Source organism: Gilliamella sp. BG1, from assembly GCF_046635625.1.
In the GTDB taxonomy this organism is placed as follows: domain Bacteria; phylum Pseudomonadota; class Gammaproteobacteria; order Enterobacterales; family Orbaceae; genus Gilliamella; species Gilliamella bombi.
The window spans coordinates 35,801-51,962 of the sequence record NZ_JBIDFG010000008.1; the positions used below are offsets into that span (position 1 = coordinate 35,801).

General features: G+C 34.1%; 11 protein-coding genes and 1 other RNA gene. 8 read left to right on the forward strand and 4 right to left on the reverse strand.

The genetic code is table 11. From position 1 onward, the window contains the following. Nucleotides 1–111 precede the first annotated feature (111 nt). The 5 genes from ACGH80_RS05340 (at nt 112) to ACGH80_RS05360 (ending at nt 3,149) form a co-directional block, all read left to right on the forward strand. A complete protein-coding gene (locus tag ACGH80_RS05340; RefSeq protein ID WP_411630654.1) occupies nt 112–834 on the forward strand; it encodes an outer membrane protein in 723 nt (240 codons plus the stop codon). A 184-nt stretch (nt 835–1,018) separates the two neighbouring features. Beyond that, nucleotides 1,019–1,375, forward strand: coding sequence for a hypothetical protein (locus ACGH80_RS05345; RefSeq protein WP_411630655.1), 357 nt, complete (start codon nt 1,019–1,021; stop codon nt 1,373–1,375). A 24-nt stretch (nt 1,376–1,399) separates the two neighbouring features. After that, nucleotides 1,400–1,720 (forward strand): hypothetical protein, encoded by a 321-nt coding sequence (locus ACGH80_RS05350; protein WP_411630656.1) that lies wholly within the window; start codon nt 1,400–1,402, stop codon nt 1,718–1,720. 73 nt (nt 1,721–1,793) lie between these two features. Continuing rightward, entirely contained in the window at nt 1,794–2,462 is a 669-nt protein-coding gene (locus tag ACGH80_RS05355) for a hypothetical protein (protein ID WP_065581680.1), read from the forward strand. Nucleotides 2,463–2,888: 426 nt separating this feature from the next. After that, complete coding sequence (locus ACGH80_RS05360) at nt 2,889–3,149, forward strand: hypothetical protein (protein WP_411630657.1); 261 nt, start codon at nt 2,889–2,891, stop codon at nt 3,147–3,149. A 101-nt stretch (nt 3,150–3,250) separates the two neighbouring features. Here ACGH80_RS05360 and ACGH80_RS05365 read toward each other — a convergent pair whose 3' ends face one another. The 3 genes from ACGH80_RS05365 to ACGH80_RS05375 all read right to left on the reverse strand — a co-directional run bounded on the left by ACGH80_RS05365 (nt 3,251) and on the right by ACGH80_RS05375 (nt 5,484). Next, nucleotides 3,251–4,480, reverse strand: coding sequence for an integrase domain-containing protein (locus ACGH80_RS05365; protein ID WP_411630658.1), 1,230 nt, complete (start codon nt 4,478–4,480; stop codon nt 3,251–3,253). A gap of 175 nt (nt 4,481–4,655) precedes the next feature. Beyond that, nucleotides 4,656–5,020, reverse strand: a transfer-messenger RNA (tmRNA) gene (ssrA, locus tag ACGH80_RS05370). Between the two features lie 287 nt (nt 5,021–5,307). Beyond that, complete coding sequence (locus ACGH80_RS05375; RefSeq protein ID WP_411630675.1) at nt 5,308–5,484, reverse strand: NAD(P)-dependent oxidoreductase; 177 nt, start codon at nt 5,482–5,484, stop codon at nt 5,308–5,310. Nucleotides 5,485–5,880: 396 nt separating this feature from the next. Here ACGH80_RS05375 and ACGH80_RS05380 point away from each other — a divergent pair, with 396 nt between their 5' ends. Next, on the forward strand, nt 5,881–6,966 hold the full coding sequence (locus tag ACGH80_RS05380) for a 3-deoxy-7-phosphoheptulonate synthase (protein ID WP_296318186.1): 1,086 nt from the start codon (nt 5,881–5,883) through the stop codon (nt 6,964–6,966). Nucleotides 6,967–7,021: 55 nt separating this feature from the next. On the opposite strand, the gene purL is transcribed toward ACGH80_RS05380, so the two are convergent. After that, a complete protein-coding gene (gene purL / locus ACGH80_RS05385; RefSeq protein WP_411630659.1) occupies nt 7,022–10,924 on the reverse strand; it encodes a phosphoribosylformylglycinamidine synthase in 3,903 nt (1,300 codons plus the stop codon). A 624-nt stretch (nt 10,925–11,548) separates the two neighbouring features. Here purL and ACGH80_RS05390 point away from each other — a divergent pair. After that, on the forward strand, nt 11,549–14,545 hold the full coding sequence (locus ACGH80_RS05390) for a DUF2339 domain-containing protein (RefSeq protein WP_411630660.1): 2,997 nt from the start codon (nt 11,549–11,551) through the stop codon (nt 14,543–14,545). A gap of 129 nt (nt 14,546–14,674) precedes the next feature. Further along, nucleotides 14,675–16,045 (forward strand): DUF3999 family protein, encoded by a 1,371-nt coding sequence (locus ACGH80_RS05395; RefSeq protein WP_174799349.1) that lies wholly within the window; start codon nt 14,675–14,677, stop codon nt 16,043–16,045. Nucleotides 16,046–16,162: the final 117 nt, after the last annotated feature.

Sequence of the window (16,162 nt, forward strand, 5' to 3'; positions counted from 1 at the left end):
TATTGAATATCCCTTATTGATACAAAAATAAATAAATACATCCATTATTGATGGTTTTATATTTTTAATTTATACTTTTAAAAGTCAATTTAGGCAAAATAAGGAATAAAAATGAAGAAATCGTTTATTACAATAGCTTTTTTAACAAGTATAAGTAGCTTTTCTTATGCAGAAACATCAGGCCTTTACATTAATGGCCAAATAGGTGCAAGTTGGCTAAAAGCAAAAAGTATAGAGCATCACTTTAATGAGGACGATATAAATTCTAGTCATTTGAGATTTGGATCTCAAAATAAGACAGTTCTTAGTGGTGGTGTAGGAATTGGATATAACTTTAAACCTCAATTTAGTATCCCTATTCGCACTGAATTGATGTTTACTAAACGTGGTAATTTAAATAAAAATACCAATTTGCGAAATGTGTCATATATCGATGACGATGGAGATGCGCAAACTGCTAATTACTATTTACGCATAAAAACACGTATGAATACATTAATGTTAAATACCTATTATGATATTGATACAGGAACTGATTTCACACCTTATGCATCACTAGGTGTTGGTACTGCATTTTTGAAATATGAACGAACAGGACTGGTAAAAGGCGGAGACAACGAGGATGCCGATACTGATTCCAAAAGCAAAACTCGCTTTGCCTACTCTGCAGGTATTGGGGCTTCTTATAAAATAACGGACAATTGGTCTACAGATTTACAGGCTCGATATACTTACGGAGGAAAAGTAAGTGTATCAACTAATGATAATAGCTCAAATTCATCATTAAAACTTAGCACAACTGATTTAACAATTGGTGTTCGTTATTCATTTTAGCAAAGAAAAGGGCAATATAGCCCTTTTATAGAAAAAACATTATGTATTTCTTATTTTTTAGTGAATTTTGTAGGAGTAACGATATATACAATTCAGCCCTTGATAAAGGATACATTATCGTGGCATTAATTTTAACCTAGAGTTCACTTTTTTGGACGCAGTATGTAGTAAAAAAGAACAAAAAATGACCAGAAATGGATTGATTATATTAAAAATGTTATTTGATTCAGGAGAAATGATGAAAAAATATTTATTTACGTTATTAGGCTGTTTTTTATTAACTGGTTGTGGAGATGAAATGCCACCAAAATGTGATAGTAAGGATGCAGAAAATATATTAAAAGAAATTTACACAAGAGAAGGTTTTAAAAAGCCGACTATTGTTAATCAAAAAACACTCCGTACTGATAATGATAATAAACAGTATCTATGTCAGGCATATTTACAAGAAGCAACTTTAATGAAGTCAGGCTCGTTTAAATATTCTATTACTTGGCAAGATAAACAACAAAAAATATTTTATGTCCAATTAATCGATTAATAAAGTTTTATAAGGAATTGTCAAATGTCCATTCTACAAAAAATAAAATCACAACAAGACAAAAGTAAAGAAGCTCATAAAAAATTCATACAAGGAGAATATGGATTGACCAAAACTTTTTGGCTATATTGGTTTCTTCCTGTTGCTTTTATAACTATTGCAGATTCCATTTTTCCCACAAGTAAAAATGGATTAATAACAAATTTAATGATAATTTTTTGGTCAGGTATTACCTTGTTTGCAATTCACAATGTAAAAGTAACAGATAAAAAATTGTGGAAAAATATTTCGTTGGGTTTTGTTGCTTTCATTACAATAACTAGAATTTTTATTTTAATTTCATAATAATACACTTTGAAAAGTCCCTCTAAAAATAAAATTTGGGGGTGCTTTTATTCGTTAACGACGAGAACACATCATGAAAAAACGCACTCTGTTTTTAGTTATTTTTTTATTCTCTTTTATAAATATTGCAGTTGCATCGCAACAAAAAATTCAATTATACAAAGAGTTGAATTATGGCATGAGTAAAAATGACGTATTAAATAAATATCAACTTGAATCAAATCCTCAAAATAATTCTGAATTATATGGTTATAACCAAAAATTTTTAGATTTCGAATGGGACATGTTATTAACTTTTGATAGTGATGAAAAATTGGAATCAGTATACTTAGAAACAAAATTCGATGAGAATGCTAATAAATTTACTTCACTAATGTCGGCATTAGGAAAAAACTTTTCAGCTGTTTATATAGCAAATGATGACAAAAATATTGACCTTTTTTATATTGTTAAGACTAAAGGTAATATTGTATGCCAAAAAATAGTTGAAGATTTTATGATGGAAAGTTTCGATAGCTCATCTTCATTGAATATTATTAACATTAACAACGAATCACTACAACAAACGCTTAAAACGGCTAATTCATATATTGATTTACTACAAAAAAGTCCATTAAATACTCGTCAAGCAGAAATAATCATACAGTCTTACGAGGATGGAAGTTTTACTCTAGCGGTCGATTTTAGTGCTCCTAAAATGTTGATACAAAAAATGCAAAATAAAACCTATGAACAGTTTTAGTAAAAACTGACTAATAAACTATTAAAATACTCAATTAATAATGAGCGTTGTTTTAATTCTGCTTATTATTCCAATCCCATGTTTTGCTACAATTCAACAAAAACCTATAACATTGGAAAGTGAATCTAGTTATCTGTTCTGGGAAATATTAGCTACCGCTTTAGCGATAGCTATTTATGGTTCCTTCAAGAGTAACAGACGTGAGATAACCGTTTTTACAAACTACACTGACATTGTATTTGTTTTCGCTTCTATTTTTATACTGCTTATTGTGTTTATTATCATGCGTTGGGTAAATTCTTCTCTCAACATAAGTTATTGGGTTTTTAGCATAATCTTTATTACTTTTTTAATTGCAATAATTAAAGTTACCTTTTATACAACAACGGTAACATACTAAATTTTTTATTGGAACTGTATACAAAAATGTTTATTCCATTTGTATTTGTTGTATTCATAATTATTGCATTTATTTTATCGTCGGTATTAAGCAGAAACAAATATGAAAGAAAGACAAGCTATTCCAAACGACAAACCGGCACAATAATAGTAGGGTTTGGATTTAGTCTTTTGGCTGCCGCTTGGGTATTACATGATGAAGAATTTGTTTCTATTAAAAATTATTTATCAGGAAAAACTAGAAACATAAGTTTATTAACTAGCTTTAACCTAAAAATAATTCAGTAGCGTGTATTGAAACAATACACTATGATTCACTCAAATCGTGTATTCTTTTAGTCCTAATAGCTAAACTAGTAATCATAATAGAACAAAATTGAACAACATCGCTAAACTACCATACTTAATGGTTTATAACTTGATTTTGACTGCTCGACAAAATTTCCCCACCATTGCATCATTTCAATTCTTTGTTCAAGGTAAACGGCTCGATTATAAGCTCGGCGAACCTCATTTTTATCAACATGAGCAAGAGCCGCTTCTATTACATCAGGAGGAAAACCATTCTCATTAAGTGCTGTAGATGCAATAGAACGAAATCCATGAGCAACTAATCGACCAGCAAAACCTATCCGTTTAATTACAGCATTAACAGTCTGACTGTTCATTGGTTTATTATGAGGTGATTTCATACTAGGGAAAACATATTCGCGATGCCCACTAATGGGTTTCATGATTTGCAAGATATCAATTGCTTGAGAGGATAAAGGAATTATATGTTCTCGCCCCATTTTCATTCTTTCAGCTGGTATAATCCAACAATTATTGTTGAGATCAATTTCACACCATTTTGTTCCTGTTGCTTCCGTTGGTCTCGTCATTGTATAAAGTTGCCAAAATAATAAGCACCAAGTCTGCTTTTCTATATTTGCGGTACTCAATGCACTTAACAATTCAGGCAATTGTTCAGGTCGTAGTGCTGGCATATTTTTTACAACAGGATTAGCAAATGCTGCTGTGATTTTGGATGCTGGATTAGCATCTATCAAACCAACATTAACCGCATAATACATAACCTCATTAATTCGTTGGCATATTCGTCGAATAGATTCTAGCTTTCCTTGTTGTTTAATTGGTTCAAGAGCATTTATAAAGTCTCTTGCTTTAATTTCAGTGATAGCAATACTACCTATATAAGGTAGTACATGTAATTCTAAAGAACGCCAAATATCTTTTAATGTATCAGCTTTTAAATTAGATGAAGATTTTAATTTAAACCAATCAGTGGCAACCTTTTCAAAAGTATTGTTCTGTTCATCTCTAAGTAGTTTTAGTTGATCTTTTTTATATTGTTGAGGATCTATTCCTTTGGCAAGAAGTTGTCTTGCTTCATCTCTTTTTAGCCTAGCATCAGCTAAACTAATCTCAGGGTATGATCCAAAACTCACAAGAGTTCTTACTTTAGATGTGGGATGGTAATAATTAAAACGCCAAATCTTTGTACCTATTGACTTAACGAGTAAATACAAACCATTCCCATCAGATAAAGTGTAATCTTTTTCTAACGGCTTGGCTGTTCTGATTTTAGTATCTGTGAGTGGTGTAGTTATACGTGGCATAGTTATATATTTATAGTTATACGTTGATGTTGTGTTTTTAGCGTATAACTAATTATATAACTAAAACTATTGATTGTCACTGAATTAACATAATACTTATTGACATAAAAACACTATAAAACATTTGGATTATAGTGAATTAATGATGGTTGGTGAATTTTAATGAACAGTATGGTGGTGGAGCTGGCGGGAGTTGAACCCGCGTCCGAAATCTCTACATCCTCGGTACTACATGCGTAGTTTGTTTTTGAATTTCATCTACCCGCTGCGAACAAACACGCTACTGATAGACTAGCTTGATTAGGTTTAATGCTTCCACCCCAAGCAAGGCTTCCACACGATCTCGTTTGGGTTTGACTCCTCTTTATCCCCGTCCTACGAGCGGAGGCTAGGGAGAGAAGGCTCTATACAGGTTATTAAGCTGCTAGTGCGTAGTTTTCGTCGTTTGCGACTATTTTTTTGCGGTTTATTTACGAGGCCTACCGCACCTCGGCATGCACCTTGGGTTTCGCAAATCCCGTCGAATCCAGAATCAGCCCCAATTGTGAATTGTAACTAAAAACAATATTAGGGCATTATAGGTGAATTTAAAATGGAATACAAGTTAGTCAGCTTCAAGGTTGGTCTAGCTATCAGCAAATTTTTCATCTTTTAATGCTGCACATTATCAACAGCATATTTTTGCCTTCACATATCGCATTTCAGCCGTTGTAGAGCCGACTTGAGGTGATAATAAAACATTTTAAATGTTTGTCGTAAAAGGGGAATTGATAGGTAGTAGCTCAACTTCAAACGCATCAAGTCCTGTGGCTTTGCTCGTTTTATTTTTAGTACTTCAAGCGGTGCTTGTTGATCAACAATTTTTCACAGGCATCATTAATAAGTATTGCCGAAGGCTTCATTAAAGCTAATTTTTCTTTTGTGAATAGTTGAATAGTTTTTTGGGTTAATGGGAGAATGGTAACAACAAAATTGGCTTGTTCTAATACATCGCCTAAAAATATATAATCATGCGGCTAAGTTAGCCGGTAAAGTAGCAGAGCGTAAATATTTTTCAGCTATGTCACTTAATATCAAAGTAATCATTAAATATTCCAATAAATATACATAGCCCAAATAACGCCTTATCATCAGCAGAATATTATGCGTTGACAACATAAAATAGCCATCAAAAAACAGCCATAAAATGTAAACATTTTATTACAACATTTACTTGAATTGTCATCACACTTACTTTTTAAACCAAATTCATAATTAACTAACAATCATAAAAAAATTATAATTGAATAAATAATAAAAATTTCATTTACTATTGTGTAATTTTGTGTTTACATAATAACCGTATATGTAATTATTATTTTACATTTAAAAATATAAATGATTTTAACAAGGAAAATAAAATGTTAAAAGATGCTTTAAATAATGTTCGAATCCGAGACGAACATATGTTAATCACACCAGAAGAAATCAAACAGCTTTACCCTCTTTCTCATGATTTAGAAAACCAAATTGCCTTATCACGCCAAACTGTTGTGGATATTTTAGAGCGACGTGATCACCGCTTGCTTATTGTATGTGGTCCTTGCTCTATTCATGATCCTGTTGCAGCAATTGAGTATGCGCATAAATTAAAAAGACTATCGGACGAAGTTAAGGATCACTTATTTATTGTCATGCGTGTTTATTTTGAAAAACCAAGAACCACTGTTGGTTGGAAAGGTATGATTAACGATCCTCACATGGATAGCTCATTTGATATTGAGCATGGACTAAAAAAAGCCCGTAAATTACTGCTTGATATTACTCAAATTGGCTTGCCTATTGCAACTGAAGCACTAGATCCCAACACACCACAATACATTGGCGATTTAATTAGTTGGTCTGCAATCGGGGCAAGAACTACTGAATCACAAACGCATCGAGAAATGGCATCTGGCCTATCAATGCCTGTTGGTTTTAAAAATGGAACTGATGGCAGTTTAGATGTTGCAATTAATGCGATGAAATCAGCCTCTATGCCTCATCGTTTTGTAGGAATTAACCAAAAAGGACAAGTAACGGTTTTACAAACAACAGGCAATCCACACGGCCATGTTATTTTGCGTGGCGGTAAAACACCAAATTATGATGCTGAAAATGTTGCATTGTGCGAAACACAAATGAAAAAGGCAGGATTGTTACCTAACTTAATGGTTGACTGTAGCCATGCAAATTCAAATAAAGATTATCGAAATCAACCTATTGTTGCTAATTCCATTATCGAGCAAATAGAAAAAGGCAATAATTCGATTATTGGTGTAATGATTGAAAGTAACTTATTTGAAGGAAATCAGCCTTCCGAGCAACCACCAGAAAACTTTAAATATGGCGTATCTGTGACTGACGCATGTATTAACTGGGAAGAAACAGACGCACTATTACGAAAAATGGATTACATTTTAGCGCAGCCACTTATCGAAAGACAAAAGCACTCAGTTACTACTTAAACTACTCAATAAATAAACATATCGCCGACACCATTATCGGCGATCTTTGTTTTATTTAACCTAATTGCTTACGAGCATTACGGAATATTCTCATCCAAGGGCTATCTTCACCCCAGTTATCAGGATGCCATGAATTAGTTACCGTTCTAAATACCCGTTCTGGATGTGGCATCATAATAGTTGCCCGTCCATCTTGAGATGTCACTGCAGTAATACCGTTTGGCGAACCATTTGGATTAGCAGGGTATTGCTGCGTTACTTTGCCAAAATGGTCAATATAACGTACGGCAACTAATCCGGATGCTTCTAAACGGCTTAAATGAACATCATCACCAACTTCAACACGTCCTTCCCCGTGTGAAACAGCAATTGGCATATGCGAACCAGCCATATCAGTAAATAGCAACGACGGGCTTGATTGAATTTGCACTAAACTAAAACGAGCTTCAAAACGTTCTGACAAATTACGAACAAAACGAGGCCACAAATCCGCTCCCGGAATTAGATCCTTAAGATTCGACATCATCTGACAACCGTTACAAACCCCTAACGATAAAGTATCTTTGCGATGGAAGAATTGTTCAAATTCATCACGCACTTTTTCATTAAATAAAATAGATTTAGCCCAACCTTCACCTGCTCCTAAAACATCACCGTAAGAGAAACCACCACAAGCAACCAGTGTACTAAATTGACTAAGTGTAATTCGACCAGAAAGTAAATCTGTCATATGTACATCGATTGCTTCAAAGCCAGCTCTATCAAATGCTGCCGCCATTTCAACGTGTGAATTAACGCCTTGCTCACGTAAAATAGCGACTTTTGGTCTTATTCCTTTAGCAATATAAGGTGCTGCAATATCGGCTTGCAGATCAAAAGTTAAGTGCACATTTAATCCTGGATCATCTTCATTTTGTTTAGCTTGATGTTCTTGATCTGCACATTGAGGATTATCACGTAAACGTTGCATTTGCCATGTCGTTTGCGCCCACCATGTTCTCAAGGTTAAGCGTGATTCACTGTATACCGTAGCCGAGTTATCACGTACAATAATTTGTTGACCAGTTTTAGCACTACCAAGAACATGAACTGCATGAGATAAGCCAAACTTCTTAAAGCAAACCATCACATCATCTAAACGATTATTAGCTACTTGAATAACCGCACCTAATTCTTCATTAAATAACGAAGCAATCACATCATGGCCTAACGAGGCAATATCTACATCAACACCACAATGTCCAGCAAAAGCCATTTCAGCCAATGTCACAAACAGTCCACCATCAGAACGATCATGATAAGCAAGCAAAGCATTTTGGCTTACTAAAGCCTGAATCGCATTATAAAAAGCAAGCAGTTCTTTAGGATCATGGACATCTGCGGTTTTTTGCCCTAAATGACGATACACTTGCGCAAGTGCAGTTGCCCCTAACGCTTGGTGGCCTTTAGATAAATCAACCAGTAACAACGTATTATCCTGATCGGTACGCAATTGAGGTGTTACGGTTTTACGCACATCTTCAACACGCGCAAATGCCGAAATCACCAACGACAACGGCGAAGTCATGGTCTTTTGCTCACCCTCTTGTTGCCAAGTGGTTTTCATCGACATTGAATCTTTACCAACTGGAATGGCTAGCCCTAAAGCAGGGCATAACTCTTCACCAACTGCCTTAACGGCTTGGTAAAGACCTGCATCTTCACCCGGATGTCCTGCTGCTGCCATCCAGTTAGCCGAAAGCTTAATCCGTTTGATATCACCAATATTGGTTGCGGCAATATTCGTAATTGCCTCACCAACTGCAAGCCTTGCTGATGCGGCAAAATTAAGTAACGCAACGGGCGCACGCTCGCCGATTGACATAGCCTCACCATAATAACTATCCAAACTTGCAGTAGTCACAGCACAATCAGCAACCGGCACTTGCCAAGGACCGATCATTTGATCACGAGCAACCATACCCGTCACTGAACGATCGCCAATGGTAATTAAAAAGGTCTTTTCGGCAACGGTTGGCAAATGTAGAACACGTTTGACCGCATCATATAAATTAATTTCAGACGTTGAGAAATTATCACCATGTGCTTGGTGAGTTTTAACATCACGTTGCATTTTAGGCGTTTTACCAAGTAGCACATCTAATGGCAAATCGATGGGATGATTATTAAAATGCTCATCATGCAAGATAACCGCCTTATTGACGGTTGCCTGACCAATCACCGCATAAGGTGCACGCTCACGCTGACAAAGTTCAGCAAATAATGCCAATTTATCGGGATGAATCGCAAGCACATAGCGCTCTTGCGATTCATTACACCAAACTTCTAGTGGTGACATACCTGGTTCATCGCTAAGTATTTTACGAAGCTCAAACTGACCGCCACACCCACCATCGCTAACAAGTTCAGGCATTGCATTAGACAAACCTCCAGCACCAACATCATGAATAAATAAGATAGGATTATCTTCACCAAGCTGCCAACAGCGATCGATAACTTCCTGACAACGGCGCTCCATTTCAGGATTATCACGCTGAACAGAAGCAAAATCCAAATCAGCATCGGACTGACCCGACGCCATAGACGAAGCCGCACCACCACCTAAGCCAATATTCATAGCAGGGCCACCTAACACAATCAGTTTAGAGCCCGCTGGAAACTCACCTTTTTGGATATGTTCACGGCGAATATTACCCATACCACCAGCTAACATAATCGGTTTATGATAACCTCGAAGCTCCTCGCCATTATGGCTGTTAACCTTTTCTTCATAAGTACGGAAATACCCTAACAAAGCCGGACGACCAAATTCATTATTAAACGCCGCACCACCTAAAGGGCCATCCATCATAATATCAAAGGCGCTCACAATGCGATCAGGCTTACCAAAATTTTGCTCCCAAGGTTGTTCAAAATTAGGAATACGTAAATTAGAAACTGAAAACCCTACTAAACCGGCTTTAGGTTTAGCACCTCGACCAGTTGCCCCTTCATCACGAATCTCACCTCCACTGCCCGTTGCCGCACCCGGCCAAGGTGATATAGCTGTTGGATGATTATGTGTTTCAACTTTCATTAAAATATCTGCATATTCTTGATGATAGCAGTAGGTTTTATTCTCATTATCCGCAAAAAAGCGCCCAACGATTGAACCATCCATCACTGCGGCATTATCTTTATAAGCGGACGAAACATAATCAGGAGTGTGTTCAAAAGTATTTTTGATCATCTTAAACAGTGATTTAGGCTGCTTTACCCCATCAATAACCCAATCGGCATTAAAAATCTTGTGACGACAATGCTCAGAATTGGCTTGTGCAAACATATAAAGCTCAATATCAGTAGGATTACGATTTAGTTTTTTAAAGTTCTCAACTAAATAATCAATCTCATCAGATGCTAACGCCAAACCTAATTTAAGATTAGCCTCATCTAATGCCGCACGCCCCTGACCTAATAAATCAATGGTTGTAACTGGTGCAGGTGATTCAACATGAAATAACTGCTCGGCTTGATCAGCATGGCTAAAGACCGCTTCCATCATGCGATCATGAATTAATGCTATAAAATCGTTTTTTTGCCAATCGGTTAATTCTGAACTTACTTGCACATAATAAGCAATCCCCCTCTCGATACGGCGAATCTGTGATAAACCGCAATTATGTACAATATCAGTTGCTTTTGATGACCAAGGCGAAATCGTTCCCACTCTTGGCGCCACTAAAAAGAGTTGCTTACTAGCCGTTTGTTTAACATTGATTTGTGCATTTTTTGGACCGTATTGTAATAATTTATCTAACGTTAACTGTTGTTCAGCCGTCAACTCGCCAACCAAATCAACAAAATGCAGATATTGGGCTTCAATATCGATAACAGGAATAGATTTTTCACAACAAGTAGATAATATTTTATTAATACGAAATGCAGATAAGGCCGAGCAACCAGCTAAAATTTTCATGAAAATTACTCTTTTTAAGCTAAAAATAGAGAAGAAATAAGACAATATTATAAAAGAAAGCGCACGATGTGGCTATATTAAATACAGTTAATCAAGAGATAGATAAAAAGTCTGTTTTTCAACCAAAAGAAATAACTAAAAAAGAAAAACAAAATCAATATGATAGAAAATTATTTTTTACCAAGAATTGGATCTATTTTGGTAAGTGAAATAAATTAAGTGTAAGGATTAGGATATTTTGATACAGGAATAAGATAGGTATATTGACCTTGCTGTGTTATGGAAAAGCTTTTTACTCTAAAATCATTCAGGTAAAGCATTGATTTTATTAAATTTTTATTTAAGCGTTTTTAGTGAAATCAAGCATTTATAAGATATTTAGTACTAAAGCTTTTATATTTCATTTAACTGTTAAATTTTAGCAAAGAAATTTCAATTAACTAAAATTTTAAATAAAAAAAACAAATTATTATCAAGTTACTCTAATGATAGTTTATTCAAACATATTGATTTATTGATTAATTACTGATTTACTGTTCATCAGCAAAATACTAACTTATTATTTTAATTAACTATAAAAACAAATAAGTAATCATGAAATAAAAAATATAAGGAAAAATTAGAATGGAATTTCTTTTTTATTTCTTCTTCTTCGCAGTAGTAATAATTATAGTGGCATTTATTAATCTTTTTAGTTTGAAAGATCAAATTGTCCGGTTAAGAATTCAGTTAACAGAGGTACAAGAGGTCCTTTTATCACTCAAAGAACAACTTTATCAACAAAATAGTTCGGCTGAGTTAGAAGAAAATTCAGATGAAAAAGAGGATATTGAGCTCGATAATACTAATTCGCAATTTGAATATTCAAATAGCAATACTACTGAAGAAACAGCGGATATTGCTGTTCAAATAGAGCCTCCAACCGAAATTTCTTTACCTTGTGCAGCTAATAATAACCATTTAAACGATGGACTTTTGCAACTTAATGAGCAAAATGAACCCGCCCTGTTACAAGAAAATATGCAACTTGATTCAGTAACAGTAGAACAACCCGATTCTCAATATCAAGAATTCAGTCAGGAAGAAGAGTTACCAACATTAGCTAGCGAATCTCTGGCGATAGAAACTCCAGAACAAGAAAAAATCAATCTTGATGAAGCTGCATTACAAACAGCAGATCCATTTAACCCACAATACAGACCAGTTACAAATACTGGACCCAATCCGTTATTTATTTTTTTTAATTGGTTAATTAAAGGCAATGTAATTGCCAAAATTGCTATTGTGATCTTATTTTTAGGTCTAACCTATCTATTTAAATACAGTATTGAACATGATTATATTTCACCTGAGATCAGAATCTTAGGAACCTTAGTATTAGGTTTTGTTTTGTTAGGAATCGGTTGGAAATTAAGACATAAACGAGAAATCTACGCCTTAATATTACAAGGCGGTGCCTTTGCTATTTTATATCTGACCATATTTGCCGCCTATAGGTTATACGAACTTGTACCTATGTTAATTACGTTTGCTATTTTGTTAATTATTTGCTCAACAAGCATTTTATTTTCCATTTTGCAAAGAGCTATGAGTCTAGCAATTATAGCCTGTATCGGCGGTTATGTGACACCGATTTTACTATCCAATGGTTCAGGCAATCATATTGCTTTATTTAGTTATTATTTGATGATTTCCAGTGCTATTTTAGTTGTTAGCATCTGGCAGTCTTGGCGAATACTTAATTTATTAGGATTTTTATTCACCTTTGTAATATCTCTACTATGGGGAATGAGTAATTTCCGCCCTGGGTTTTACATTGAATGCCAAATATTTATCATCGCCAATATGTTAATTTATGGTATTTTAGCTGTTTTATTCTCGGTTCGAAGTTTTAATAAAGAACATAATCAAAATGCTATTGATTTAATTTTACTATTTGGCACACCGTTATCCGGTTTTGCATTACAATATTCTATTACCAATCAGTGGGAATTTGGACCTGCATTTTCATCATTGGCATTTGGTCTGTTTTATATTATTGGCTCTTATTTCATTCTGCGCTTGTTGAAATCTTCAGCAAAAAAAATCTCGCTTTATGGCTTGGCCATTGGTCTATCATTTAGTACGTTGGCTATTCCACTTGCCTTTAGTGCCAATTGGACTGCCACAATTTGGTTATTTGAAGGAACAGCATTAAGTTGGATTATGCTTTCGCAAAAACATTATCGTACTGCTTTATTAGGTGTCGCAATTACATTATTTGGTATTGTTTCAGCTTGTATATCTTTCGAATATGAACAATTAAATCCGAGCTCGCTTACACTACTACTTGGTATTATAAGTGCCATTTTGCTAGTGAATGCCTGTTTATGGCATTGCTATGGTTGTAGAATTAATACAAATAATTTACTTAAAACGATGTTTATCGCTGTTGCTGTTATATTTTGGGTAATATGGATTTTATCAAGTATTTATTTACATATTGACAATACAACACCAAAAGTATTACCAATTTTATTATGCTTCACTTTTTCTTCATGGCTATGGTATATCGTTGGGAAAAAAATCAATTGGCATCAGCTCTGTTATTCTGGGTTAACCTTATGGCTAATGATATTACTAGCTTTATTTAAAAGCTATGCCGAATCCTACTATTTATTAAACTCTGGCATTTGGAGCGTGGTTTGGATCATAGCCTTTGTTAGTGCTTACTATTATTTACATATTGGAAAGGCACTTATCACAAACAGTATTGTAAATCGTAGTTTTAAAATAAATAAACAAAATACTTATCGTTTATTTGATATGTTACACATCAGTTTATTTTGGATGATTTTATACTGGATAACACGAGAATCTACTCATTTACTTAATCAATTACCATGGGGATACGAAGTAATAAAATGGAGTGTAACTGCAACTATTGCTAGCAGCATTATTCTACTATTTTATATACTGATTAAACGCCAAATTATGACCACAATATCATTAATTAAATCTTATTGGATGATAGGTTTATTACCTGTTGTTATCTATTTAGGATTTTATTTAATAGTTGGGCTTGGTATGAGTGGTCAAATCATTTATTGGAATTATGTTCCTATCATTAATCCACTTGAAGAAAGTGCAATCTTTGCTTTAATGATGTTTAGCGTTTGGTTAAAACTTGCAATAAACCATTTACAACTAAATAGCAGGATAATGAATCTTGCAAGCTTTAAAATACCATTACCTAATATGGTTCTAGTGCCTTTAATTGTGTTAACCTTTTTCTGGGGAAACAGTATCGTTTTACGCTGCTTAAGCCAAATGTTTGACATATCTTGGACAGCTAATTCTTTATGGCACAATAATATTGTCCAAATGACTGCATCATTACTTTGGATGTTAACTGCAGTAATATTGGTGACTATTGGACACCGTTATTCACTTCGGAAAATATGGTATAGCGGTGAATTTATTCAAGTGATCGTTATTATTAAATTAATATTTGTAGATATCCGTGAGCTTGATGGATTACTTCGTGCATTTGCCTTTATTGGTGTTGCGTTATTAATGCTGTTAATTGGGTATTTAGCACCATTACCGCCTAAGTTAAAAAATGGTGATACTGATGAATAAATACACTATAAAAAATAGGTTTAAGTTTAACAATGACGTTTTCAGAAATCATTCTGATAATATCATTCAGTTTAATATAACAATAAATAAAAATTCGTGAATGTCATTGATTATTATGGATAAAAAATTATGAAAAAATTTCTATTGAGTTCGCTGTTATTAATAAGTGGATTTAGCCAAGCGATAGACAAAACTAACCAGTATGCCTATGGTGCCATGATTGATATCTCCAACGATACTAGCATGTATAGCAGAATAGAACTGACTCATGATGTTTATACACAAACATTATCAAGTTCATTAGATGATATTCGCATTTTTAACCAAAAAGGTCAGCCTGTACCTTATGCATTAGTCAATGTTTATCAGCAAAGTGATAATAATCAAACTTTTCCAGTGGCTATTTACGCGTTAAATGAAAACAAAGATGAAGATCAAAGCAAAATGGCGATTGAACAGTATAATATCAATATCAACAATAAAGATGTTCAAATCTATCTCGATAAAGCAAATAGCCAAGGTGACTATACCGCAAGGTATTTATTGCAAATTCCCGAAAATGTTAAGTTAGAACAAGCCATAAGTCGTTTATCCATTGATTTTGATGTAGCTGAAAATCAAAATTGGCAAGCAATTGCTAAATTGCTTTATAGCCAAGATTTAAGTAATTGGCAAACTGCACTCAATAATGTTCCAATGATGTCTTTGACTGATAACAATAGTAATCAGTCACTTAGAGTAAATACAATTGATATACCAACAAACACTAATTACAAAGCACGCTATTGGATTTTATTATTAAAGTCAGATCAATCCACAGTTCCTAACGTCAAAAAAATTGAATTTACTTCAAGAAAAGAAACACCAAAATTAGCTCTTTTCCCAATTAACTTCGAACTAACATCATCAGATGGTCAAGAAGCAACTTATCAGTTACCATCACCTCAACCAGTTAGAGAGTTATCAATTAAGCTACAAAACCCACGTATGGTTTTACCTACTAGCATCTATTATAAAACCGATGACAAAGATAAAACATGGCATAAACTTGATGACTATATTATTCGAAACATAGATAGCAATGATCATAGCCAACATATCAGTGCTGGATTAATTATTAAACAAGTAAAAATTAAAGCCATCAACGCAAGCTTTGATGAAGCACCACAACTAACAGCTTACCGCAATCGCATGAGTGTTGTTTTTAATAGCGCCAATAATGGTCCCTTCATTTTAGCTTGGGGATCAGCAAAAGCAACGTCTGCATCGTTAAGTGAAAAAGCATTACTTTCAGATTCAATATCTGTAGTTGATGTGCCACAAGCCTTTGTTGGTGAAAATATTAAACTAGCAGGTAAAAAAGTATTATCCCAAGCAAATAATGATCCGACAAGAGATTCAATTTTACCTAAATGGTTAATTTGGGTTAGCTTAGTTATTGGCGCTATCATATTAATTATTATTGCATTAAAATTACTTAACGAAGTTAAAAAGTCATAAAAATGAAAGCTAAAATATAAAAATGACTAGAAATAAGCACTTAATAGAAATTTACTCCATTGAGTGCACCACACATCTAAATACTGATAATTTTTAATTAGATAAGATGATAGAGAC

Excerpts from the sequence above, each read along its gene's own strand:
- purL (WP_411630659.1), bottom strand. The coding sequence starts at position 10,924 with ATGAAAATTTTAGCTGGTTGCTCGGCCTTATCTGCATTTCGTATTAAT.
- ACGH80_RS05345 (WP_411630655.1), top strand. The coding sequence starts at position 1,019 with ATGACCAGAAATGGATTGATTATATTAAAAATGTTATTTGATTCAGGA.
- ACGH80_RS05380 (WP_296318186.1), top strand. The coding sequence starts at position 5,881 with ATGTTAAAAGATGCTTTAAATAATGTTCGAATCCGAGACGAACATATG.
- ACGH80_RS05350 (WP_411630656.1), top strand. The coding sequence starts at position 1,400 with ATGTCCATTCTACAAAAAATAAAATCACAACAAGACAAAAGTAAAGAA.
- ACGH80_RS05340 (WP_411630654.1), top strand. The coding sequence starts at position 112 with ATGAAGAAATCGTTTATTACAATAGCTTTTTTAACAAGTATAAGTAGC.
- ACGH80_RS05390 (WP_411630660.1), top strand. The coding sequence starts at position 11,549 with ATGGAATTTCTTTTTTATTTCTTCTTCTTCGCAGTAGTAATAATTATA.
- ACGH80_RS05355 (WP_065581680.1), top strand. The coding sequence starts at position 1,794 with ATGAAAAAACGCACTCTGTTTTTAGTTATTTTTTTATTCTCTTTTATA.
- ACGH80_RS05395 (WP_174799349.1), top strand. The coding sequence starts at position 14,675 with ATGAAAAAATTTCTATTGAGTTCGCTGTTATTAATAAGTGGATTTAGC.
- ACGH80_RS05365 (WP_411630658.1), bottom strand. The coding sequence starts at position 4,480 with ATGCCACGTATAACTACACCACTCACAGATACTAAAATCAGAACAGCC.
- ACGH80_RS05360 (WP_411630657.1), top strand. The coding sequence starts at position 2,889 with ATGTTTATTCCATTTGTATTTGTTGTATTCATAATTATTGCATTTATT.